We start from the raw sequence: 21,843 nt of genomic DNA on the forward strand, positions 1-21,843 counted from the left end.
ACCCATGGACGACCGAGAAATACTGACCCGGTTCAAGACCGGGACGCTCGACCGGGCACAGGCCGCCCGGCTGCTGGCACGGTCCACGGCCGGGCCTTCGGCCGCACCACCGGCACGGCCGCGCACCCCGGCACCGGCCGCCGTACCGGAACGCCGCCCGGCGGCGGACACCGCGGACCGGCCCCGGGCCGTCGCCGGGCCCGGCACAGGGGGCGGGCCCGGCGCGGCACCGGACACGGCGTCCCCCGCCGTGACCACGGCCGTGGACGACCGCTGGGCCCTGGTGGGCCTCGCCGGACGCTATCCGCAGGCGCCCGATCCGCGCGCCCACTGGGAGAACCTGCGCGCCGGCCGGGACACCTCGTCGGCCGCGCCCGCCGCCCGCCCCGGCGCCGGCCCGCTCGCCACCGGGCAGCGCGGCCACTTCCTGGACGGCGTCGACCGGTTCGACGCGGAGTTCTTCGGCATCACGCCCGACGACGGCACCCTGATGGACCCTCAGGAGCGGCTGTTCCTGGAGGTCGCCTGGGAGGCGCTGGAGGACGCCGGCTGCACCGGGCCCCGGCTGGACGCGCTGACCGGCCCGCACGGGGCGCCGCGGGCGCTCGGTGTCTTCGTCGGCGCGAGCGCCTTCGACTACGCGCTGCTGGGCGCCGAGGCCTGGGCCCGCGGCGGGCGCCGGCGGCCGAGCAGCGGTCACTCGGGGCTGACCGGACGGCTCGTGACCCTGCTGGGGCTCAGCGGGCCGGCCCAGGTCGTCGACACCGCCGAATCCTCGGCGCTCACCGCCCTGCACCTCGCCGTGGGCGCCCTGCGCCGCGGCGAGTGCGCCGCGGCCCTCGTCGGCGGCGTCGAACTCCTGCTGCATCCCTCCCGCGCCAGGGACCTGGCCGGGGAGGGCGTCGGCGCCGTCGTCCTCAAGCCGCTGGGCCGCGCGCTCGCCGACGGGGACCAGGTGCACGCCGTCGTCCGGGCCACCGCCACCGGCTCCGTCGGGCCCCTCCCGCAGGACGCCGGCCCGTCCGGCCCGAGCCTGCACGAGACCCGGGAGACGTCCGTGCCCCGCATCGGCCACGCCGGAGCCGCCATCGGTGTCGCGGCCCTGACCGCCGCGGTGCTCCAGCTGCGCCACGGCGTACGCCTGCCCCCGCACGGCAGCGGGGCCGACCCGCTGCCCTGGCCGCGGCCGCGGGACGCGCAGGGACGCGAACTGCCCCGCACCGCCGTCGTCGAGGTGTCCGCCGAAGGCTGCCCCACCTCCCGCGCGGTCGTCGAGGAGTACATGCCGCCCCCCGCGCCGCGGTCCGAGCGGCCGGGCGGCGACGGCGTCGACCGCGACGAACTGGTCCTCATGTCGGCACCCACACCCGCCCATCTGACCGCGGGCGCGGCCCGGCTGGCGGACTGGCTGTCCGCGTCCGCCGAACGCACGGACGAGGCCGGTCCGGCCCTCGCCGACGTGGCCAGGGCCCTGCGCGCGGGCCGCGCCGCCCTGCCGTGCCGGCTCGCGCTCACAGCCGCCGACGTGCCCCGACTCGTCGCCGCGCTACGGCACTTCGCGGACACCGGGACACCCGGCGCCGGCGTCCACCACGCCGACCTGCGCTCCGGCGGGGCCGACCTGCTCGGCCTGAACACCGTCCCGGAGACCCGCGACTACCTGGCCGCGCTGTGGCGCGGTGGCCGCGTCGAACAGCTCACCCGGCTGTGGCTGTCCGGGCTCGACATCGACTGGGCCGCGCTGGAACACGGACCGCGCGCGGCAGCGGCGGCCTGGACACCGCCGCCGTCCGTCTTCCTGCGCAGCCCGCTGTGGCTGGAGACCGACGGGCCCACCGCTGCCGACGGGCGGACGGAGCGGCCGGCATGACCCTGCACGACCCGGCCGCCTGGGACCCCGACCGGCCGGAACCGGTGAAGCTCTGGTTCTGCCCCAACGACGGGCTCGCCCCGGGCATGGCCGCCACCCTGGCCACGCACTGGCTGGACGAGCACGAGCGGGAGACGGCGAGCGGCTTCCTCTTCGAACGCGACCGGCGCCAGTACCTCGTCGCCCATGCCCTCGTCCGGCGGGTGCTGGCCATCGAGAGCGGGATGCCCGAGGCGGAGGCCGTGATCTGGCGGTCCTCGCGAGGGCGGCCGTTCCTGCAGAAACCGCCCGGCGGACTGCCCCGGGGCGGCCGGGAGCTGGACTTCAACCTCTCCCACACACACGGCCACAACCTGCTGGGCGTGGTGCGCCGGCACCGCATCGGCGTGGACGTGGAACGCCTGGACCGAGGCGACCAGGGCTTCGACACGATCGTGGAGACCTTCGCCGAGACGGAGCAGCGGTGGGTCGCTGAGGCCGCGCCGGGCCGCGCCCGCGACCGGCGGGTGCTGCGGCTGTGGACGCTGAAGGAGGCGTACTCCAAGGCCCGCGGTCTCGGGCTCGGACTGCCCTTCGACGCGTTCTCCTTCACCCTGGCCGAGGACCGGGGGGTGCTCGGCTTCATACCGCCGGACAACGACACCGAACAGCACTGGCGCTTCGTGGAACTGGAACCGGTGCCCGACGTGCTGGCGGCCGTCGCCGTCCTGGCCGACCCCGGCGCACCGCCCGTGCTCCAGCTGCATCACGGCTTCCCGTGGGGACGGGCCGCGCCCCGGCTGCTGACCCTGCCGGAGCCGGTCCCCGCGTAGGGGACGGGTCCAGGGGGGGCGGGCAGGGGAGAGCCGCGCACTTCTGGGGTTCTCCGGTGACGGCCGCGGGCCGACGATGGACGGCAGGACCACCCGTCCAGCCGAGGAGTCGCCCGTGTCCCTGACCGCCCTGCACACACCGCCCGGGGCGCGCACCCGCCCGCTCGCCGAACTCACGGGGATCGGCGCGCAGCAGTTCAGGGACGCGATGGCGCTGCTCGCCGCGCCCGTCACCATCGTCACCACCCTCGGCGCCGACGGCCGCCGCCTCGGCTTCACCGCCAGCTCCGTCACCTCGGTGTCCGCCGAGCCGCCCCTGGTGCTGGTCGGCGTCACCCGGGGCGCCGGCTGCCATCAGCCCCTGCTGGAGGCCGGCGAGTTCGTCATCAACGTGCTCGGCCGCCGGCACGGCGCACTGGCCCGGCGGTTCGCCGCCGCCGACGCCGACCGGTTCGCCGGCGGCGAGTTCGAGGCCTGGCCGGACAGCGGGCTGCCGTATCTGCCGGACGCGGCGCTGGCCCTGCGGTGCACCCTCGCGGACGTCGTGCCCGCCGGCGACCACGACCTGCTCCTCGGCACCCCGGGCGAGGCCCGTACCTGCGGCTCGAGCGGGGCTCTGGTCTGGTACCAGCGAGCCTTCCACACCGCTCGGCAGACTCTCCAGGAGGAGAAAGCGGCCTGACGACGTGGGAGATGCCGGTGGAGCTGGTGCGGCGGGGCGGTGAACTCGGCTCACTGGAGAGGCTGTTCGCGGACTCCCGGCAGGGCCGGGGAGGCGCCGCGCTCGTCACCGGCAGCCCCGGCACGGGCAAGAGCGCCCTGTTGCACGCCTTCACCGGCCGGGCCGCCGCGGCCGGGGCGCTGGTGCTGAGCGCCCTGGCGACCCCCGCCGAGACCGACCTCGCGTACGGTGTCGTCGGCCAGCTGCTCAGCGGCACCGGCCCGGGGACACGAGGCGGCCCGCACCCGTTCGCCACCGGCCCCGCGGCACTCCACGACGCGTTGCGCGGCCTGGACGCCGCCCGGCCCGTGGTCGTCGTGGTCGACGACGTCCACCACGCGGACGAGCCGTCCGCCCGCTGCCTGCTGTACCTGTGCGGCCGACTGGCCGGGGCGGGCGTCCTGGTGGTGCTCGGCGGACAGCGCCACGCCGCGCCCTCGCTGCCGCTGGCGGAACTGCTTCGGCACCCCCGCTGCACCACCCTGCCCCTGGAGACCCTCCGCGAGGACGGTGTCGCGGACTTTCTGCGCTCCCCCTTCGCCGGTGCCATGGAACCGGCGACCGCCCGGCGGCTCGCCCCCCACTGGCACCGGTTCACCGGCGGCAGTCCGCGGCTGCTGCACGCCCTGCTCGACGACCACCGCGGCTGCGGCCCGGTACGCTCCTCCCGGCCGGTCGCCGGTACCGCCTTCCGGCAGGCCGTCGCCGGCTGTCTGCGCGGCGGCGGACAGGACGTGACACGGACGGCGCGTGCCCTGGCCGTGCTCGCCGAGCGGACGACCCTCACCCTGCTCGCCCGGTTCCTGGGCGAGTCCGAACGGGCCGTCGCCCTGAGCCTGGACCGGCTGGACGCGCTGGGGCTGCTCGACGCGGGGCGACTGCGCCACGAAGGGGTACGCGCCGCCGTACTCCAGGAGCTGAGCGCCGAGGACAGCCGCCGGCTGCACTCCCGGGCGGCACACGTCCTCTACGACCACGGCGCGGAACCGTCCGCGGTCGCCGTCCACCTGCTCGCGGCCGACGCCGGGGACGGCGCGGGCACCGGACCTGCGTGGGCGGGCCAGCTGCTCGCCGAGGCCGCGACGCACGCGATGCGCAGCGGCAGAGCCCGCCGCGCCGCCCAGTTCCTGCGGGCCGCCCACCGCGCCCACGGTGATGAGCCGCGGCAGGGCGGCATGCTGGAACCGCTCGCCCGCGCCGAATGGGAGAGCGATCCCGCGGCCGTGCTCCGGCACCTGCCGGCGCTCGAACGGGACCTGGCGGCCGGGCGGTTCGACGCCGGGCAGACCGTGGCGGCGGCGGGCCTGCTGCTGTGGCACGGGCGCCCCGCGCAGGCCGAGCGCGCCGAGGCCGCCCTCGGGCACACCGAGTGGTCCCCGGAGCTGGCGGCGGCACTCGCCCACGTCCGTCCGGGAGCAGCCAGGGCGCACCCGGCGCCGGACCTGGACGCGCGGGCGGAGCGGGTGCTCGCCTCGCTGATCCACGGACACGCGCCGCTGCCGCCCGTGGCCGCGGTCCTGGCCACGCTGCTGCACGCCGGCGCCACCGAACGCGCCCGGCAGTGGTGCGCGCTGACCGCCGACGCGGAGCGGGCGGAGACGACCTCGGCCCGGCGGGCGGTCGCCGCCGCCGTGGCCGCCGTGGTCCACGCCCGCACCGGCTCCCACGACGCCGCGGCCCGGCACGCGGGCCGGGCACTGGCCCTGCTGTCCCCGGCGGCGTGGGGCATCGCCATCGGCATGCCCCTGTCGGCGGCCGTGCGGGCGGCGACCGCCCGGGACGCCCACGAGGAGGCGGCGCGGCTGCTGCGCATCCCCGTCCCCGAGGACATGTTCCGGTCCTGGCCCGGGCTGCACTACCTGATGGCCAGGGGCGGCCATCTGCTGGCGGCCGGCAGCCATCGGGCCGCCCTCGCCGACTTCCATGCCTGCCGCGACCTGCTGGCGGACTGGGGCGCACAGCCCCGCGGCGCGGCCGACTGGCGCGCCGGTGCCGCCGAGGCGCAGCGGGGGCTCGCCGCGGACGGTCACGGCGGTGACCCGGTCGCCGTGCTCACCCGGGCCGAGCGGCGCGTCGCGGTCCTCGCCGCGGGCGGCTGCACCAACCGTGCCATCGCGGCCCGGCTGTATGTCACGCCCAGTACGGTCGAGCAGCATCTGACCAACGTCTACCGCAAGTTGCGCCTGACCTCCCGGGCCGACCTGGCCGAGCTGGTGGGCGGCGCCGCGCGGCCGGCCGCCGCCGGCCCGGTGTGAGCGGCGCGGCCGGCGGAGGGTATGTCAGCGGGCGGCGGCCGCGGTGCGCAGGCCCTGCCCGTTCTTGCGGCCGAGCAGCCCGGCGGCCACCAGCTCGGCGAGCGCGCCGGACGGCTCGTACTCCGGAGTGGCGAAACGCTCGTACAGGCGCTGCTGGATGGCGAGCGACACATCCAGGCCGATGGTGTCCAGCAGCGCGAACGGGCCCATGGGGAAACCGAATCCGCGCTGCACGGCCGTGTCGGTGCGCTCGATGACCGCCTCGTCCGCCCCGACCCGCTCCAGCAGTGCCAGCGCCGCACCCAGGTAGGGGAACAGCAGGCTGTTGACGATGAAGCCGGTGCGGTCGGGGCACTCCACGGTGGTCTTGCCGAGGCCGCGGCTGAAGGCGCGGGCCGTGGCGAGCGTTCCCGGGGCGGTGGCGTCGGTGCGCGCCAGCTCCACGAGCCGCATCACCGGGGCGGGGTTGAAGAAGTGCAGACCGACGGTGTCGGCGGGCCGGCCGGACGCCTCGGCGCACTCGGCGACGGACAGGCTGGAGGTGGTCGTGGCGAGCACCGCGTGCGCGGCACACACCTCGCCCAGTGCCGCGAACACGGCCCGCTTGACACCGGGATCCTCGGCGACGGCCTCGATCACCAGGTCGCAGTCGGCCAGCGACGCGAAGTCGTCCGTGCCGTCCAGCCGGGCGAGCGTGGCCGACTTGTCCTCGGGGCCGATCCTGCCCCGGCGCACCGCGCGGGTGAGCGAGCCGGCGACGGCCTCCACGGCCGCCTCCGCCTTCGCGGCGCTGCGGGCGACCAGCACCGTGGGATGCCCGGCCAGCGCGGTGACCTCGGCGATGCCGCGCGCCATCGCGCCGGACCCGAGCACCCCCACCCGGCCCACCGGCGCGGCCGGGGTGTCGTCGGGCGCACCGGCCGCGCCGGTGAGCGGGCGGCCGGTCTCGTCGTACGTGTGGAAACCGCGGCCGGTCTTGCGGCCGAGGTCCCCGGCCGCGACCATACGGCTCAGCAGCGGCGCCGGTTCGAAGGCGCTGTCGCCGGTGCGCCGCCACAGCTCCATCAGGGCGGCGTGCGCCGTGTCGAGGCCCATCGCGTCCAGCGTCTCCAGCGGGCCGGCCGGCAGCCCGCAGCCCAGCCGCATCGCGGTGTCGATGTCGGTGTGCGTGACATGGCCCTCGGCGAGGAAGACCGCCGCACGGTTCAGCAGACCCAGCACCAGGGCGCCGGCGTCGGCGGCGGGCCCCGCCCCGACCTCGACCGGGGTGAGCCCGGTGGACTCCACGAAGGCGCGCAGCGCGTCGGCGGTCGCGGGGGAGGTGAGGGCGGTCAGCACCGGCTCGGCCGGGCCGCCGGGCCCGGGCGGGGTGAACAGCCGCAGCCCGGCGAGGTCGGCGGGGCGCCCGCTGCCGATGGCGAGGCGTGCCACGGGCAGCGCGGCCGTGGTGGTGACCAGCGGTGTGCCGGGCGGACAGACGGCGGTGATCCGCCGCAGCGCCTCGGACTTGGCCGCGGGGGTGTCCGGTACGGCCTCGACGACCAGAGCGGCCTCGCGCAGCCGGGTGTGGTCGGCGGTGAAGGTCACGCCGGGATGGTCCGGGCCGTCGCCGTGCACGGCCTTCAGCCGCCCCGCCGCCCGGGCGAGGACGTCGAGGTCGGTGTCGACGGCGACGATGCGATGGCCCGCGGTGAACAGCAGGTGCACCAGCGCCTCGCCGATCGAGCCGAGGCCGACGATGCCGGTGACGGGTGTGCGGGTGTCCGCGGTCGGTTCGGTCATGAGCTGTGCGCCTGCCCTTCGCGGAAGCGGTTGATGGCGGTCAGGTGCCGGGCACGCAGCGCGTGGTCGCGCACGCCCAGGCCTTCGTGCGGGGCCAGGCACAGCACGCCGACCTTGCCCTGGTGGAGATTGCGGTGGACGTCGTGGGCGGCCTGGCCGGTCTCCTCCAGCGGGTAGACCTTCGACACGGTGGGGTGGATCCTGCCCTTGACGACGAGCCGGTTGGCCTCCCAGGCCTCGCGGTAGTTGGCGAAGTGCGAGCCGATGATGCGCTTCAGGGACATCCACAGGTACCGGTTGTCGTACTCGTGCCGGAATCCTGAGGTGGAGGCGCAGGTGACGATGGTGCCGCCCTTGCGGGTGACGTAGACCGAGGCGCCGAAGGTCTCCCGCCCCGGGTGCTCGAAGACGATGTCGACATCGTCGCCGCCGGTGAGTTCGCGGATCCGCTTGCCGAAGCGCTTCCACTCCTTCGGGTCCTGGGTGTGCTCGTCCTTCCAGAACCTGTAGCCCTCGGCGCCGCGGTCGATGACCGCCTCGGCGCCCATCCTGCGGCAGATCTCGGCCTTCTGCTCACTGGAGACCACACAGATCGGCGTGGCCCCGCCGGCCAGGGCCAACTGGGTGGCGTAGGAGCCGAGTCCGCCGCTCGCGCCCCAGATCAGGACGTTGTCGCCCTGCTTCATCTGGGCGCCGTTGCGGGACACCAGCTGCCGGTACGCGGTCGAGTTGACCAGACCCGGCGCGGCGGCCTCCTCCCAGGTCAGATGCTCGGCCTTGGGCATCAGCTGGTTGGCCTTGACCAGGGCGAACTGGGCCAGGCCGCCGAAGTTGGTCTCGAAGCCCCAGATCCGCTGCTCGGGGTCGAGCATCGTGTCGCCGTGGCCGTCCGCGGACTCCAGCTCCACGCTCAGGCAGTGCGCCACCACCCGGTCCCCGGGCCGCCAGCGGTTGACCCCGGGCCCGGTGCGCAGCACCACACCGGCCAGGTCGGAGCCGAGCACATGGTAGGGCAGGTCGTGCCGGGCGGTGTCCGGCGACAGCCGGGCGTACCGCTCCAGGAACCCGAACGTCGGCAGCGGCTCGAAGATCGACGACCACACGGTGTTGTAGTTCACCGACGAGGCCATGACCGCCACCAGCGCCTCACCGGCCGCCGGCATCGGTACCGGCACGTCCCGCAGATGCAGCGACTTGCGCGGGTCCTTCTGCGCCGAGGACATGCCCTCGAACATCGGCACGTCCTCGCGCAGCACCACGGCGCCCCGGTAGGACTCCGGAAGCCGCAGCCCGGCGAAGTCACGCGCGGACGTGTCCTCGGACAGAACGGCACTGATGATCTCGTCCACGTGGGTTCCCCGGTTGTCTCGAGACGGCACGTCGCAACCGAGCGTGGCCCATCGCACCGGGTCCCGGTCACCCCAGCGCACCCCCTGGGTTCTGCGCGGCCGCGCCCCAGGGGGTGGTCAGGGGAAGCCGGGGGACGCCGGCCGCGCCCATCCTGGGCTCACGCGCGCCCATCCCGGGCTCACGTACGCCCGGAGTCGGAACACCTAGGAGACCTCATGACGGGAAAGCCCGGCGACAGCCCCTGGTTCAGGAACTTCCGGCCCGCTCCCGACGCGCCCGTACGCCTCATCTGCCTTCCGCACGCCGGCGGAGCGGCCAGTTTCTACTTCCCCGTGGCCGCGGCGCTCTCCCCCCGTGTGGAGGTGCTGGCCGTGCAGTACCCCGGCCGGCAGGACCGGCGCCACGAACCGGCCGCCACCGACCTGGAGACCCTCGCCGGGCAGATCGCCGAGGCGCTCGGGCCGTGGACCGACCGCCCCTACGCCCTGTTCGGGCACAGCATGGGAGCGATCGTCGGCTTCGAGGCCGCCCGCCGCCTGGAGGCCGAGGGACGCGGACCCGTCGAACTGTTCGTCTCCGGGCGGCGCGCCCCCGCGCTGGACCGAGCCGGCGACTGGCAGCCGGGCACCGACGAGGAGGTCGTCGCCGAGATCCGCGCGCTCAACGGAACCGGCTCCGAGCTGCTCGACGACGAGGAGACCCTGCGGATGATCCTGCCCGCGCTGCGCGCCGACTACGGGGCGGTACGGCGCTACCGCTACCGGCCGGGGCCCGCACTGCACTGCCCGGTCACCGCGTTCACCGGCGACGAGGACCCGAGGGCCGACATCGCCGAGGTGCGGGCCTGGCAGCAGCACACCGGGTCCGCCTTCCGGATGAACGTCCTGCCCGGAGGCCACTTCTTCCTCGTCGACCGGCAGGACGACGTCCTCGCCGCGATCGAGGAGCGGCTGGCCGGTGTGTCCGTGGCACCGGCGGTCCCGGCATGACCGTGTACGCGCCCGCCCTCGGCTCTCTGGGCATCCTCGGCACCGGGTCCTACCTTCCGGCGCAGGTCGTCACCAACGAGACGGTCGGGGCGCGGGCCGGAGTGAGCGCCGAGTGGATCGAGCGCAAGACCGGCATCGTCGAACGCCGTTACGCCGCCGACCACGAAGCGGCCTCCGACCTCGCGACCGAGGCGGCCGTCCGTGCCCTGGCGGACGCCGGGGTGCGCGCGGACGACCTCGCGTGGATCATCGTCGCGACCTCCACGCCCGACCATCCCCAGCCCGCCACCGCCGCGTTCGTACAGCACCGGATCGGTGCCCGCCACGCCGCGGCCTTCGACGTCAACGCGGTGTGCGCCGGGTTCGTCGCCGCCCTGCACACCGGTGCCCGGCTGCTGGCCGCCCCCGACGAGCGGGGCGAGCGGCGGCCGGCGCTGATCGTGGGCACCGAGGTGTACTCCCGCATCCTCGACCGGGGTGACCGCAGGACCGCTCCGCTGTTCGGCGACGGTGCCGGTGCCGTGGTGATCGGGCCGGTCCGCGAGGGCCGCGGCTTCCTGGGCACCGGCATGCGCACGGACGGGCATCTGCACCAGCTGATCGGGGTGCACGCGGGCGGCAGCAGGGAACCGGCGTCCGAGAAGACCGTCGCGCGCGGCGACCACTGGTTCCGGATGCAGGGGCGCGATGTGCGGGAGTTCGTCGAACGGGAGCTGCCGGACGCCGTCGCGGGCACCCTCGGCGCGTTCGGGGTGGCCGCCCGGGACATCGCGCACTTCGTTCCGCACCAGGCCAACGGGGAGATGCTGCAGGCGGTCGCCGGGCGGCTCGGGCTGTCCTCGGCCCGGATCCATCTGCCGGTGCGCCGGCACGGGAACACCGGCGCGGCCTCCATCCCCCTGGCCCTGGACGACGCCCGCCGATCCGGTGCCCCGGCCGACGACGAGCTGGTCCTGTTCGCCGGATTCGGCGGCGGGATGACTCTGGGCACCACCCTGCTGCGCTGGGGCCGCTGACCCGCCCGCCGTCCTACGGCGTCCTCGGCAGGGCGTCCACCATGGCGTCGAAGCGGCGCACCAGCGCCTCCTGACGGTGGTTCAGTTCGTCGATGCGCTCCTGCAGGCGGGCGATCTCACCGCCCAGTTCCAGTGCCTCGCCGAGCGTTGCCGGGCGGTGCGGGGACCCCTGCGGCGCCGGGGCGGCCAGCTGGGGGGCGTGGTTGAGGATCGCCTCCATCCGGTCGCGCAGGGCCGGACCCGGCTCGATGCCGAGCGCCTCCGTCAGCCTGCGGCGGGCGCGCTCGTAGACGCCGAGGGCCTCGGCCTGCCGGCCGCTGCGGTACAGGGCGACCATCAGCAGGTCGTAGAACCGTTCGCGCAGCGGGTGGTCGACCGTCAGCTTCTCCAGTTCGCCGGTGATCTCACCGTGCCGGGCGCAGCCGAGGCTCGCCTCGTACAACGACTCCAGCGCGGTCAGCCGGTTCTCCTCCAGCCGGTCCGCCTCGCGCGCGCAGAGCGGACCGTGCCGGCCGCCTTGCAGGGCGGGCCCCCGCCACAGGGACAGGGCGTGGCGCAGCAGCCGGGCGGCGTAGCCGGGGTCGGCCGCGAGGGCCGCCCGGCCCCTGGCGGACAGCTGGTGGAAGCGCTGCACATCGGTCGTGGCCCGGTCCGGGCTCAGCAGATAGCCGGTCGGCAGCGTCGTGATCCACTCCTGGCCGGGCACCGGCACCGCGGGCTCCGGCAGCACCCGGCGCAGCCGTGCCACATGCGCCTGCAGGGCGTTGGCGGCGTTCGCGGGCGGCCGCTCGCCCCACAGCTCCTCAACGAGCTGGTCGACCGAGAGCGGCCGGCCGGCGTGCAGCACCAGGGCGGAGAGCAGGGAGCGCTGCTTGGGTCCCGGCGGCACGATGACCACGCGGGACGCCCCGTCGCGGATCTCCACCGGCCCCAGCAGCCGGAACTCGGTCTGTGCGACGTCGTACCCGTCGCTGCCGGGCCCAACGCGTGGCAGGGTCGCCGCGGCATGGGCCAAGGCGGTCACCGCGGCCTCGCTGCGGCCGGCCCGGCCGGGGCGAGGGCCGTGCGGATGTCGTCGGTGATCCGCTCGGTGAGCGGGCCGGGGTCGTCCAGGAAGTAGAAGTGCCCGCCCTCGAACAGCCGCAGCCCCAGAAAGCGTGTGCTCTGCCGCGCCCAGCCGGCCAGCCGCGCGGGCGGTGTCACCGCGTCCTGGGCGCCGCCGTAGACGGACAGCGGCACCGGCAGCGGCGCGTCGGTGAGCGCCGGCCGCCAGGTGTCCACCAGCCGCAGGTCACTGCGGATGGTGGGCGCGAAGTACGCCCACATGTCCGGGTCGTCGAGGATCTCGGTGGGCGTGCCGCCCATGCGGACCAGTTCCCGGCGCAGTTCGGCGTCGGACATCAGGTCCCGGCGGACGCCGCCGTCGGGCAGCGGCGTCGCGCGGGCCGACAGCCCGAGCCAGACGGGCGGCGTACGGCCCTCGGCGAGCAGCGCCCGGGTCAGCTCGTAGGCGACGATCCCGCCCATGCTGTGCCCGAACAGCGCGAAGGGGCCGACGAGTTCGCCGTCCAGTTCGCGCCGGAAGTACTCCACGAGCGCCGCCGCGTCCCCGAGGGCGGCCAGGTCGCCGAGCCGGCCCCGGCCGGGGGCGTCCATCAGCCGTATCTCCCAGTCGGCGGGGAAGCGGTCCGGCCAGCCGCGGTAGGGCAGATGGGAACCGCCGGCGTGGTGGAACACGAACAGACGCAGTTCCATGGTGGCTCTCCTCGGCGGTCGGTGCTGCGGCGGACGGACACCGCCCCCCTCGGACGATATCCGCCGCTCAGGGTGGCGGTGCACTCCTCCGAGCCCGCCTCCAGCGTTCGTACAAGCGTTCTTGAGCGGGTGGTGGCGAGGGCGAAAGTGCGCCATTGGAAGGTCGCTGGAGCGCGGCTCAAGACACCGAGGGGCGCGGCGGGAAGCGGGCTAACGTGCTGGACGGCCGACGGCTTTGAGCCATCGAGGGAACTCGACCGGTACGGGGAGGACGCGTGGAGATACAGGTTCTGGGTCCGTTGAGCGCCGACGTCAACGGGGTTTCGATCGTTCCGACCGCGGGCAAGCCGAGGCAGATCCTCGCGCTGCTCGCGTTCTATCCGGGCCGGGTGATGCCCGTGCCCACACTCATGGAGGAGATCTGGGGTGTCAACATGCCGCAGAGCGCCATGACCACCCTGCAGACGTACATCCTCCAGCTGCGCCGCCGGCTGGGCACCGCGATGGGGCCCGACGCCCCCGGCACCGCCAAGGAGGTGCTGGCCACCCGGCACGGCGGCTATCTGCTGCAGATCCCGCCCGCCAGCGTCGACGTGCACCGCTTCGAACAGCTGGTGGCGGCCGGCCAGTCCGCCTCCGAGGAGGGCTCCGACGACCGGGCCGCGGACCTGTTCCGGGACGCACTCGCGCTGTGGCAGGGGTCCGCGCTCGTCGACGTCCGCGTCGGTCCGATCCTGGAGATCGAGGTCATGCGGCTGGAGGAGAGCCGGCTGGTCACCATCGAGCGGCGCATCGACGCCGATCTGCGGCTCGGCCGCCATATCGAACTCATCGCCGAACTCACCGATCTGGTCGCCCGTCACCCACAGCACGAGGGCCTGCACTCGCAGGCGATGGTGGCGCTGTACCGCTCCGGCCGCCAGGCCACGGCGCTGGACGTCTACCGCAGGCTGCGCGGGCGGCTGATCGAGGAACTGGGCGTGGAGCCCTCGCCGCAGCTGCAGCGGCTGCACCAGGCGATGCTCACCGTCGACCCGGCGCTCGACGTGGCGAACGGACCGCGCCGCACCTCCACGTTCAACCTGTACGCGGTCTGAGCGTCGCGGAGGGGCGTGCGGGACGAGGGGCGGGCGCGCGGGCCGGCCATGACGGCTATTACGGCGTAATAGCCCGGCGACCGGCGCGCCCTCTCGACACGGCCCGGACCCGAGCGGCAATCGAGGTCACCGGCCGAGCCTGATGGGGCTCAGGTCCCGAGGAGGAGCGGCCCATGCCCGACGAACAGCCGATGCAGCTCCACTGCTTCGCGCACGCCGGAGCCGGCGTGTCGGCCTTCCACGGCTGGCCCGCCCGCCTCGGCACCGGAGTGCGGCCCGTGCCGCACCTGCTGCCGGGACGCGAGAGCCGGCGGCGCGAGCCCCGGGTGCGCACCCGCGAGGCACTGCTCGCCGACCTGATGGGCCACTTCCGGGCGCCCACCGGCCCGTACGCGCTGTACGGGCACAGCCTCGGCGCGCTGGTCGCCTACACCCTCACCCGCGCCCTGGACGAGGCCGGGCTGCCCGGCCCGGCGCTGCTCGCCGTGGGCGCCTGCCCGCCGCCCGACGTCCTCGGCGCGCTCTCGGCCGAACTCCACGAGGCCGGCCGGGACTCCGAGGAGCGGCTGGTGCGGGCGCTCGCCGCCTTCGGAGCCGTACCCGAGGGCGCGCAGCCGGGTGGGCTGTGGCACCGGATGGTGCTGCCGGTGCTGCGGGACGACTTGATCCTCGCCGACGACCTGCGCGGCGCCGCCCGCACACCGCTTCGGTCCGGGCCGCCGTCCGTGCCGGTACTCGCCGTCGCGGGCAGCGACGACCCGCTGGCACCGCCGCGGGCGATGGCCGGCTGGGAGCGGTGGACGGCCGGACGGGTCGTGACCCGCACCCTGCCCGGCGACCACTTCTTCGTCCGCGCACCCGGGCTGCCCCGGCTGCTCGGGCGGGCCTGCCGCGTCGTCCGGCGCACCGCACCCGAGCCCGCCCCCGCCGCGACGCGGGAGCCCGCCGCAGCCACCACAGGAGGACGAGCATGACGAGCCGGAGGAACAACCGATGAGACGAGTCGTCATCACCGGGATCGGGGTGGTCGCGCCCGGAGGCGTGGGCACCCGGGCGTACTGGTCGCTGCTGACCGAGGGACGTACGGCCACCCGGCGCATCACGCTGTTCGACGCCTCCGGGTTCCGGTCGCAGATCGCCGCCGAGGTCGACTTCGACCCGGCCGCGCACGGCTTCGCCCCGGGCGAGGCCCACCGGCTGGACCGGGCCGCCCAGTTCGGGCTGGTGGCCGCCCGGGAGGCGGTGACCGACAGCGGCCTCGACATCGGCGCCGACCCGGTGCGCGCCGGGGTCGCCCTCGGTACCGCCGTCGGCTGCAGCAGCGGACTCGACGAGACCTACGCGCACGTCAGCAAGGACGGGGCCGACTGGCTGCTGGACCCCGCCCGGGCCGAGGCACGCCTCGGCGACTACCTCGTGCCCAGCTCCATGGCCGCCGAGGTCGCGCGCGACGCCGGCGCACAGGGCCCGGTGGCCGTCATCTCCACCGGCTGCACCTCCGGCCTGGACGCCATCGGGCACGCCGTGGAACTCATCCGCGAGGGCAGCGCCGACGTGATGATCGCGGGTGCCTCCGAGGCGCCGGTCACCCCGATCACGCTGGCCTCCTTCGACGCGATCCGCGCCACCTCGGCCCGCAACGACGAACCGGCGACCGCCTCCAGGCCCTTCGACCGCACCCGCAACGGCTTCGTGCTCGGCGAGGGCTCGGCGGTGCTCGTCCTGGAGGAGTATGGACACGCCCTGCGCCGCGGCGCCCATGTGTACGCGGAGATCGCCGGGTTCGCCAGCCGCTCCAACGCCTACCACATGACCGGGCTGCGCCTGGACGGCGAGGAGATGGCGGAGGCCGTCCGGGTCGCGCTGGACGAGGCGCGCCTGAACGCGGAGGACGTCGACTACGTCAACGCCCACGGCTCGGGCACCAAGCAGAACGACAAGCACGAGACGGCCGCGTTCAAGCGGAGCCTGGGCGAGCACGCCCACCGGGTGCCGGTCAGCTCCATCAAGTCGATGATCGGCCACTCGCTCGGGGCGATCGGCTCCCTGGAGATCGCCGCCTGCGCCCTGGCCATCGAGCACGACACCGTGCCGCCCACGGCCAATCTGCACGAGCCCGACCCGGCGTGCGACCTCGACTACACCCCTCTCGTCGCCCGCGAGCAGCGCACCGACACCGTACTCAGCGTCGGCAGCGGCTTCGGCGGCTTCCAGAGCGCGATGGTGCTCACCACCCGCAGGCTGGGACGTCCGGCACGAGCCACGGGGGTCGCCGCATGACCGCCGTCGCCGTGGAGGAGCCGGGCCTGCTCGGCGCCCGTGGCGTCCAGGCCGCCGTCACCGGCATCGGTGTCGTGGCACCGGGCGGCGTCGGCACCGAGGCCTGGTGGGCCGCCGTACTGCGCGGGGACAACGCCATCCGGCCCCTCACCCGGTTCGACGCCTCCGGGCTGCCCGCGCGGCTGGCCGGCGAGGTGGCCGGCTTCGACGACGAGGAGCACATCCCCTCCCGGCTGCTGCCCCAGACCGACCGGGTGACCCGGCTCGCGCTCGCCGCCGCCGGCGAGGCGCTCGACGACGCGGGACTGGACCCGGCCCGGCTGCCCGACTACGCGGTCGGGGTCATCACCGCCAACGCGGCGGGCGGCTTCGAGTTCGGGCAGCGCGAACTGCAGGCGCTGTGGAGCCGGGGCAGCCGCCACGTCGGCGCCTACCAGTCCTTCGCCTGGTTCTACGCCGCCAACTCCGGCCAGATCTCCATCCGGCACGGACTGCGCGGCCCCAGCGGTGTGGTGGTCTCGGAGCAGGCGGGCGGCCTCGACGCGCTCGCCCAGGCCCGCCGCCAGATCCGCAAGGGCGTACAGGCCGTGGTGACCGGCGGAGCCGACTCCACGCTGTGCCCCTGGGGCTGGACCGCGCACCTGGCCGCGGGCGGCATGAGCACGAGCGAGGACCCCGGCCGGGCCTACCTCCCCTTCGACGAGGACGCCTCGGGGCATGTCGTGGGGGAGGGGGGAGCGCTGTTCGTCCTGGAGGACGCCGACGCCGCCCGCGCCCGCGGAGCCACCGTCCACGGCGTCGTCGCGGGCTGCGCCGCCACCTTCGACCCCGCACCGGGCGCCGGCGGGCCCCGGCTGCGGACCGCGGCCGAACTCGCCCTCGCCGACGCCGGGATCACCCCCGCCGAGGTCGACGTCGTGTTCGCCGACGCGGCCGGGGACCGGGCCGCCGACCGGGCCGAGGCCCAGGCCCTGGCCGCCCTGTTCGGCCCGTACGGCATACCGGTCACCGCACCCAAGGCGATGACCGGGCGGCTGCTGTCCGGCGGCTCCGCCGTGGACCTGGCGGCCGCCCTGCTCAGCCTGCGCGACCAGGTCGTCCCGCCGACCGCCGGGACGGCACGGGTCGCCGCCGACTGCCCGGTGGACCTGGTGACCGGCACCCCCCGCCCCGCCCGGCTGCGCACCGCGCTGGTGCTGGCCCGGGGCCGGGGCGGATTCAACGCCGCGACGGTCGTCACCGCCGCACCCTGAGCCGCGCAGCGGCACAACACCGGATCAAGCCCGTCAGGAAAGAGAGACATCGTGGACCGGCTGGAGCTGACCGAACTCACCGCCCTGCTGCGCGAGAGCGCCGGGGAAGGCGAGGGAACGGACCTGGGCGGCGACGTCCTGGACGTCCCGTTCCTGGACCTGGGCTACGACTCGCTGGCCCTGCTGCAGGTCACGGGCATCATCGAGCGCGACTACGGAGTGTTCCTCGACGAGGAGGCACTCGACGAGGCGGACACCCCCCGCCAGTACCTCGACCTCGTCAACCGGGCGCTGTCCGAGCGCGCCGCGGCCTGAGCGGCGGCCCGCCATGGCCTCGCTCCGCGTGCCCGCCATGGGCCGCGTCGACGAACTGCACACCGACGTCTGTGTCGTGGGGGCGGGCCCCGCGGGCCTCGCGCTCACCCTGATGCTGCTGCGCTCCGGCGTCGACGTCGTCCTGCTGGAGCGCTCCACCGGGTTGCGCCGCGACTTCCACGGGGAGATCCTGCAGCCCGGCGGCCAGCGGATCCTCGCCGAACTGGGCGTCCTGGAGGCGGCCCGGGAGCGCGGCGCGTGCCCGCTCGACGGCTTCCAGGTCGTGCAGGACGGGCGGACGCTGCTCGACATCGACTACCGGCGCCTTCCGGCCCCGTACGACCAGTTGCTCGCCCTGCCCCAGCGGCACCTGATCCAGCAGCTGTTGCGCGCCTGCCTCGACCTGCCCGGCTTCACCTACCTGGAGGGGCACCGCCTCGCCGACCTGGTGCGCACCGGCCCGCAGGTGACCGGGGCCGTGGCGCACCGGCGCGGCCTGCACACCGCGACCGTGCGGGCGCGGGTCGTGGTCGGGGCCGACGGCCGGCACTCCCGGACCCGGAAACTCGCCGGGATCCCCGCCGGCCGGACCGAGGCGTTCGACCAGGACGTGGCCTGGTTCGCGCTGCCCGCCGCCGGCCGCGGCACCGGCATGGTGCGGGTGCACCGCACCGCACGGGGCGCCCTGCTCGTCCACGACACCCACCCGGACCGGCTGCGGATCGGCTGGACGCTGCCGCACCGCACCTGGAACCAGGTCGCGGCCCGCGGCATCGACGGCATCCGCCGGGAACTCGCCGACGCCCTGCCCCACTTCGCGGACCAGATCCACACCAGCCTGCACGACGTGCGGGACCTGACCCTGCTCGACGTCTTCGCCGCCCAGGCAGGGCAGTGGGTGGACGACGGGCTGATGCTCGTCGGCGACAGCGCCCACACCCACGGCCCGATCGGCGCCCAGGGCATCAACCTGGCGCTGCAGGACGCGGCGGCCGCCCATCCCGTCCTGCTCGACGCCGTCCGCACCGGCGACGCGAGCCGGGCCCGGCTGCTGCCCTACGAGCAGCGGCGCAGACCGGCGGCCGCGGCCGTGCACCGCATGCAGCGCCTGCAGGCCAAGGCACTGCTCGGCCGCAGCGGGCCGGTGACCACCCGGCTGCGTGCCGGGGCCGCCTCCCTCATCGGCCGCTCACCACTCGGCGCGCGCCTCACCCGCACGATCGCGTACGGCCCCCGGCCCGTCGCCGTGCGCACCGACCTGTTCACCGCCGCCCGCGCCGAGACGGCCCGGGCCGCCGGGGGCCGGCCGTGACCGGCGCCGCGCCGGCCGCCGGCGCTCCCGGGCACCTGACGGAGATCGCCGACGGCGTCTTCGCGTTCGTGCAGCCCGACGGCGGATGGTGCCTCAACAACGCCGGGCTGATCACCGACGGCACCGAGGCCGTCCTCGTCGACACCGCCGCCACCCGGGCCCGGGCCCTGCGGCTGCGCCAGGAGGCGCTGCGGATCACACCGACGCCGCCGCGCCTGCTGGTCAACACCCACTTCCACGGGGACCACACCTTCGGCAACTGCGTCTTCCCGGAGGCCACCGTCGTCGGCCACGAACGGGCCCGCGACGACATCGTCATGGCCGGTCTGCACCTGACCGGGCTGTGGCCCGACGTGTGCTGGGGCGAGCTGGACGTCGTACCGCCCCACCTGACCTACCGGGACCGGATGACCGTGTACGCCGGGTCGGTGCGGGCGGAGCTGCTGCACTTCGGGCCCGCGCACACCACCGGCGACACCGTCGTCTGGCTGCCCGAACAGCGCGTGCTGTTCACCGGCGACCTGGTCATGTCCGGCGTGACCCCCTTCTGCCCGATGGGCTCGGTGTCCGGCTCGCTGGAGACCCTGCGGGAACTGCGCTCCCTGGGCGCCCGCATCGTCGTCCCCGGGCACGGCCCGGTGGGCGGCCCCGAGCTGTTCGACGCCGACGAGGGCTATCTACGCCGCCTGCAACGGCTCGCCGCGCAGGGCCTGGCGGCCGGGTCGAGCCCGCTTCAGACGGCCCGAGAGGCGGGCCCCGGTCCCTACGCCGGCCTGCTGGACGCGGAGCGGCTCGTGCCGAACCTGCACCGCGCCTACGCCGAGGCCCTCGGCGGCCGCCCCGGTGACCCCCTCGACATCCCGGCCCTCTTCACCGAGATGACCCACTACCACGGCCGACTGCCGACCTGCCACGCCTGAGGACGGGGCAGGCCCGGCGCTCCGTGTCGCGGGGCCGGTGGGTCGCATCTCTACTTCGTAGCCAATTGCAGCGAAGGCCGTCTTCTCGCGGGGGTGGTACTCCTTCTCGTAGAGTCGGCCGTCCCGGAGAATGGCCCACAGGATGGAGACGCGCCGGCGAGCGACAGTGATCACAGCCCCACGTCCCCGCGGTCAAGCACGCGATCTGACTCGACAGGAAGAGTGCCCGCTGGAGGGGGCGACTGCGCTTGGTGAGCCAGGCGGTCAGCCTGCTCTCGCGCATGCGCCGGATGGCCGCCGGCGTCGTATTCCGAGGTCTGGAGGGTCCTCCAGACGACCGTGGGGTGCCAGATACGGAACACCTTGATCCTGGCGTACACCGGTATGGCCTGGTGCTGTCGTTTCTCCGCTCCTGTCCGGAGCAGGCGCCGCATGTCGAGCCACAGCTCGTCGACGTGGCGGACGATCGCGATCAGGTCACCCAGCTGGTCGCCCTGGCCGGTCGCTGAGCCCTGTCCTACCAGGGGCTTCACGTCTGTCCGCAGCCAGAGCATGCGCGTCCGACTCACCCGAGAACCGGCGGATCACGCCACTTTGTGGAGATCATTTCACTGAGAAAACCTCAATGGGCCGGCCGGCAGCGAGCGAAATGGCCTCCGGGAAGCGGCTGGCCACCTCGTTCAAGAAATTCATGCAACCTCGCTTGCCTAAGAGGAACAGCGATCCCGCGACTACTTCGCCGCGACCTGGACCGGTGTCGTGGCGGAAGCTTCTTCTGTCGCTTCTCGAATGGATCGATTGCTGAGCGCAGGCAGGCTGACCAGGGCCACCAGGACCATCAGGAGGCCGCCCATGATGAACGGCGTCCGCAGACTGATCGCACCCGCGAGGTAGCCTCCGAGAACACCTCCGAAGGGTGCACCCATGAGCGAGATCAGCCGGCTCGCGGAAAGCACTCGGCCACGGATTTCCGCCGGTGCGAGACGCTGCCGCAGCGAACCGACGATGACGATCTGGACACTCATCGAGAATCCGATGACGGCCATCATCCCGCCGGCAACCCAGGGGCTTTTGGTCAGGCCGAGTCCGACGACCGCCAGTCCTTCGACGGACATGCCGATGCATCGCATGCTGCCCACTTGGATCTTCTTGGAGATCGAGGAAGACATGAAACTGCCGAGGAAGGCACCGACCGCGGTCGAGCTAAGCAGCAGGCCGTAGCCGATGTCACCGAGGCCGAGTTGGTCCTTGGCCAGCAGGACCAGCAGCGACATCTTGGCGGTGAAGACGAGGTTGCCGACGGCAGCGGTGCCGGACAGCGTTCGTAGTACTCGATGCTTCAGCAGCCAGCGCAGTCCTTCCGCGACCTCAGCGCGAAGGCTCCTGCGGGTCGGCTCGGCGGTCGGCGCGTTCGCGAAGTCGCCCTTCAGGGAACGGACGCAAATGGCGCTGATCAAGAAGGAGAACGCGTTCCCCAGAAACGGCAAAGACCGGGACAGGGAGAAGAGCACACCGCCGAGCGGGGGGCCTGCGAGCTGTTCGCCATTGATCTGAGCCGCGGAGATCCGGCCGTTGGCCCGAATGAGCGCCTGCTCCCCGGAGACGACCACCGGCATGACGGCCTGCGCGGCGATGTCGAAGAAGATGTCTCCGCAGCCCAGAGCGAATCCCGCCACTATCAGCAGGAAGATGTTTGCGTGATCGGTCAGTACGGCGACCGTGAGCAGGGCGAGGATGGCGAACCGGACGAGGTCCGCACGCAGCATCACCTTTCTCCGGTCCCACCGGTCCACCAGCGCTCCGGCCGGCAGACCGAGCAGGAACCACGGCAGAGTGCCGACGGCGCCGACCGCACCGATGAGGAGCGGATCACTGGTCAGTTGGACTGCCAGCAGGGGCAGTGCTGCCATCTGAACGCCATCGCCCAAAGAAGAGGCGATCGCGGCCACCCACACCTTGTTGAAGCTGCTACCCAAGTGCGGCTGGGTCTCCTTCTCTTTGCTGATGACTTTCAAGAGTTCTCCTGAGAGGTCGTTTTCATCTGCAGTGTGGTAATGCATCCATGTTTGTGCGGGGCAGTGGTCTGGTGTTGATGAGGGTGCTGAGTCGGTCGTGT

At 74.3% G+C, this 21,843-nt stretch carries 19 protein-coding genes; 14 read left to right on the forward strand and 5 right to left on the reverse strand.

From position 1 onward, the window contains the following. Positions 1–4: 4 nt before the first annotated feature. The 4 genes from AB0L75_RS31020 (at position 5) to AB0L75_RS31035 (ending at position 5,658) form a co-directional block, all read left to right on the forward strand. Positions 5–1,870, forward strand: a complete 1,866-nt coding sequence (locus AB0L75_RS31020) for a polyketide synthase (RefSeq protein WP_365187534.1) — start codon at positions 5–7, stop codon at positions 1,868–1,870. Then, positions 1,867–2,682 carry a 4'-phosphopantetheinyl transferase superfamily protein gene (locus AB0L75_RS31025; RefSeq protein ID WP_365187537.1) on the forward strand — a complete coding sequence of 272 codons (816 nt, stop codon included), beginning with the start codon at positions 1,867–1,869 and terminating at the stop codon, positions 2,680–2,682. The genes AB0L75_RS31020 and AB0L75_RS31025 overlap by 4 nt, the downstream gene beginning before the upstream one ends. A gap of 115 nt (positions 2,683–2,797) precedes the next feature. Continuing rightward, positions 2,798–3,364 (forward strand): flavin reductase family protein, encoded by a 567-nt coding sequence (locus tag AB0L75_RS31030; protein WP_365187540.1) that lies wholly within the window; start codon positions 2,798–2,800, stop codon positions 3,362–3,364. Positions 3,365–3,375: 11 nt separating this feature from the next. Then, the gene (locus tag AB0L75_RS31035; RefSeq protein ID WP_365187543.1) at positions 3,376–5,658 is read left to right on the forward strand and encodes a LuxR family transcriptional regulator; all 2,283 of its coding nucleotides are present in this window, start codon (positions 3,376–3,378) and stop codon (positions 5,656–5,658) included. A 24-nt stretch (positions 5,659–5,682) separates the two neighbouring features. Here the strand turns inward: AB0L75_RS31035 and AB0L75_RS31040 are convergent, their stop codons facing one another. Together AB0L75_RS31040 and ccrA are read right to left on the reverse strand one after the other, a co-directional pair. Further along, positions 5,683–7,440, reverse strand: coding sequence for a 3-hydroxyacyl-CoA dehydrogenase family protein (locus AB0L75_RS31040; RefSeq protein ID WP_365187546.1), 1,758 nt, complete (start codon positions 7,438–7,440; stop codon positions 5,683–5,685). Continuing rightward, positions 7,437–8,789 carry a crotonyl-CoA carboxylase/reductase gene (gene ccrA / locus AB0L75_RS31045; RefSeq protein WP_365187549.1) on the reverse strand — a complete coding sequence of 451 codons (1,353 nt, stop codon included), beginning with the start codon at positions 8,787–8,789 and terminating at the stop codon, positions 7,437–7,439. Before ccrA ends, AB0L75_RS31040 begins: the two co-directional genes overlap by 4 nt. Positions 8,790–9,005: 216 nt before the next feature. On the opposite strand from ccrA, the gene AB0L75_RS31050 reads away from it, so the two are divergent. Together AB0L75_RS31050 and AB0L75_RS31055 are read left to right on the forward strand one after the other, a co-directional pair. Continuing rightward, positions 9,006–9,779: an alpha/beta fold hydrolase gene (locus AB0L75_RS31050; RefSeq protein WP_365187552.1), complete on the forward strand. Its 774-nt coding sequence runs from the start codon at positions 9,006–9,008 to the stop codon at positions 9,777–9,779. Beyond that, complete coding sequence (locus tag AB0L75_RS31055) at positions 9,776–10,795, forward strand: ketoacyl-ACP synthase III (RefSeq protein ID WP_365187554.1); 1,020 nt, start codon at positions 9,776–9,778, stop codon at positions 10,793–10,795. The genes AB0L75_RS31050 and AB0L75_RS31055 overlap by 4 nt, the downstream gene beginning before the upstream one ends. A 13-nt stretch (positions 10,796–10,808) precedes the next feature. On the opposite strand, the gene AB0L75_RS31060 is transcribed toward AB0L75_RS31055, so the two are convergent. Together AB0L75_RS31060 and AB0L75_RS31065 are read right to left on the reverse strand one after the other, a co-directional pair. After that, positions 10,809–11,819 (reverse strand): AfsR/SARP family transcriptional regulator, encoded by a 1,011-nt coding sequence (locus AB0L75_RS31060; RefSeq protein WP_365187557.1) that lies wholly within the window; start codon positions 11,817–11,819, stop codon positions 10,809–10,811. Beyond that, positions 11,816–12,550: an alpha/beta fold hydrolase gene (locus AB0L75_RS31065; RefSeq protein ID WP_365187560.1), complete on the reverse strand. Its 735-nt coding sequence runs from the start codon at positions 12,548–12,550 to the stop codon at positions 11,816–11,818. The genes AB0L75_RS31060 and AB0L75_RS31065 overlap by 4 nt, the downstream gene beginning before the upstream one ends. 275 nt (positions 12,551–12,825) lie before the next feature. On the opposite strand from AB0L75_RS31065, the gene AB0L75_RS31070 reads away from it, so the two are divergent. The 8 genes from AB0L75_RS31070 to AB0L75_RS31105 all read left to right on the forward strand — a co-directional run bounded on the left by AB0L75_RS31070 (position 12,826) and on the right by AB0L75_RS31105 (position 20,236). Then, the gene (locus tag AB0L75_RS31070) at positions 12,826–13,647 is read left to right on the forward strand and encodes an AfsR/SARP family transcriptional regulator (RefSeq protein WP_365187562.1); all 822 of its coding nucleotides are present in this window, start codon (positions 12,826–12,828) and stop codon (positions 13,645–13,647) included. Positions 13,648–13,820: 173 nt separating this feature from the next. Further along, positions 13,821–14,621 (forward strand): thioesterase domain-containing protein, encoded by an 801-nt coding sequence (locus AB0L75_RS31075; protein ID WP_365187564.1) that lies wholly within the window; start codon positions 13,821–13,823, stop codon positions 14,619–14,621. A 19-nt stretch (positions 14,622–14,640) separates the two neighbouring features. Further along, on the forward strand, positions 14,641–15,927 hold the full coding sequence (locus tag AB0L75_RS31080; protein ID WP_365187566.1) for a beta-ketoacyl-[acyl-carrier-protein] synthase family protein: 1,287 nt from the start codon (positions 14,641–14,643) through the stop codon (positions 15,925–15,927). Further along, positions 15,924–17,180, forward strand: coding sequence for a ketosynthase chain-length factor (locus AB0L75_RS31085; protein ID WP_365187569.1), 1,257 nt, complete (start codon positions 15,924–15,926; stop codon positions 17,178–17,180). The genes AB0L75_RS31080 and AB0L75_RS31085 overlap by 4 nt, the downstream gene beginning before the upstream one ends. A gap of 51 nt (positions 17,181–17,231) precedes the next feature. After that, positions 17,232–17,495, forward strand: coding sequence for an acyl carrier protein (locus AB0L75_RS31090; RefSeq protein WP_365187572.1), 264 nt, complete (start codon positions 17,232–17,234; stop codon positions 17,493–17,495). A 13-nt stretch (positions 17,496–17,508) separates the two neighbouring features. Next, positions 17,509–18,807 carry an FAD-dependent monooxygenase gene (locus AB0L75_RS31095; protein WP_365187575.1) on the forward strand — a complete coding sequence of 433 codons (1,299 nt, stop codon included), beginning with the start codon at positions 17,509–17,511 and terminating at the stop codon, positions 18,805–18,807. Beyond that, a complete protein-coding gene (locus tag AB0L75_RS31100) occupies positions 18,804–19,727 on the forward strand; it encodes an MBL fold metallo-hydrolase (RefSeq protein ID WP_365187578.1) in 924 nt (307 codons plus the stop codon). The genes AB0L75_RS31095 and AB0L75_RS31100 overlap by 4 nt, the downstream gene beginning before the upstream one ends. A gap of 251 nt (positions 19,728–19,978) precedes the next feature. Further along, complete coding sequence (locus AB0L75_RS31105) at positions 19,979–20,236, forward strand: hypothetical protein (RefSeq protein ID WP_365187581.1); 258 nt, start codon at positions 19,979–19,981, stop codon at positions 20,234–20,236. Positions 20,237–20,458: 222 nt separating this feature from the next. On the opposite strand, the gene AB0L75_RS31110 is transcribed toward AB0L75_RS31105, so the two are convergent. Next, a partial coding sequence (locus AB0L75_RS31110; RefSeq protein WP_365187584.1) for an MFS transporter occupies positions 20,459–21,843 on the reverse strand: 1,385 nt, incomplete at its 5' end.

It is taken from the genome of Streptomyces sp. NPDC052101 (assembly GCF_040680235.1).
GTDB lineage: Bacteria > Actinomycetota > Actinomycetes > Streptomycetales > Streptomycetaceae > Streptomyces.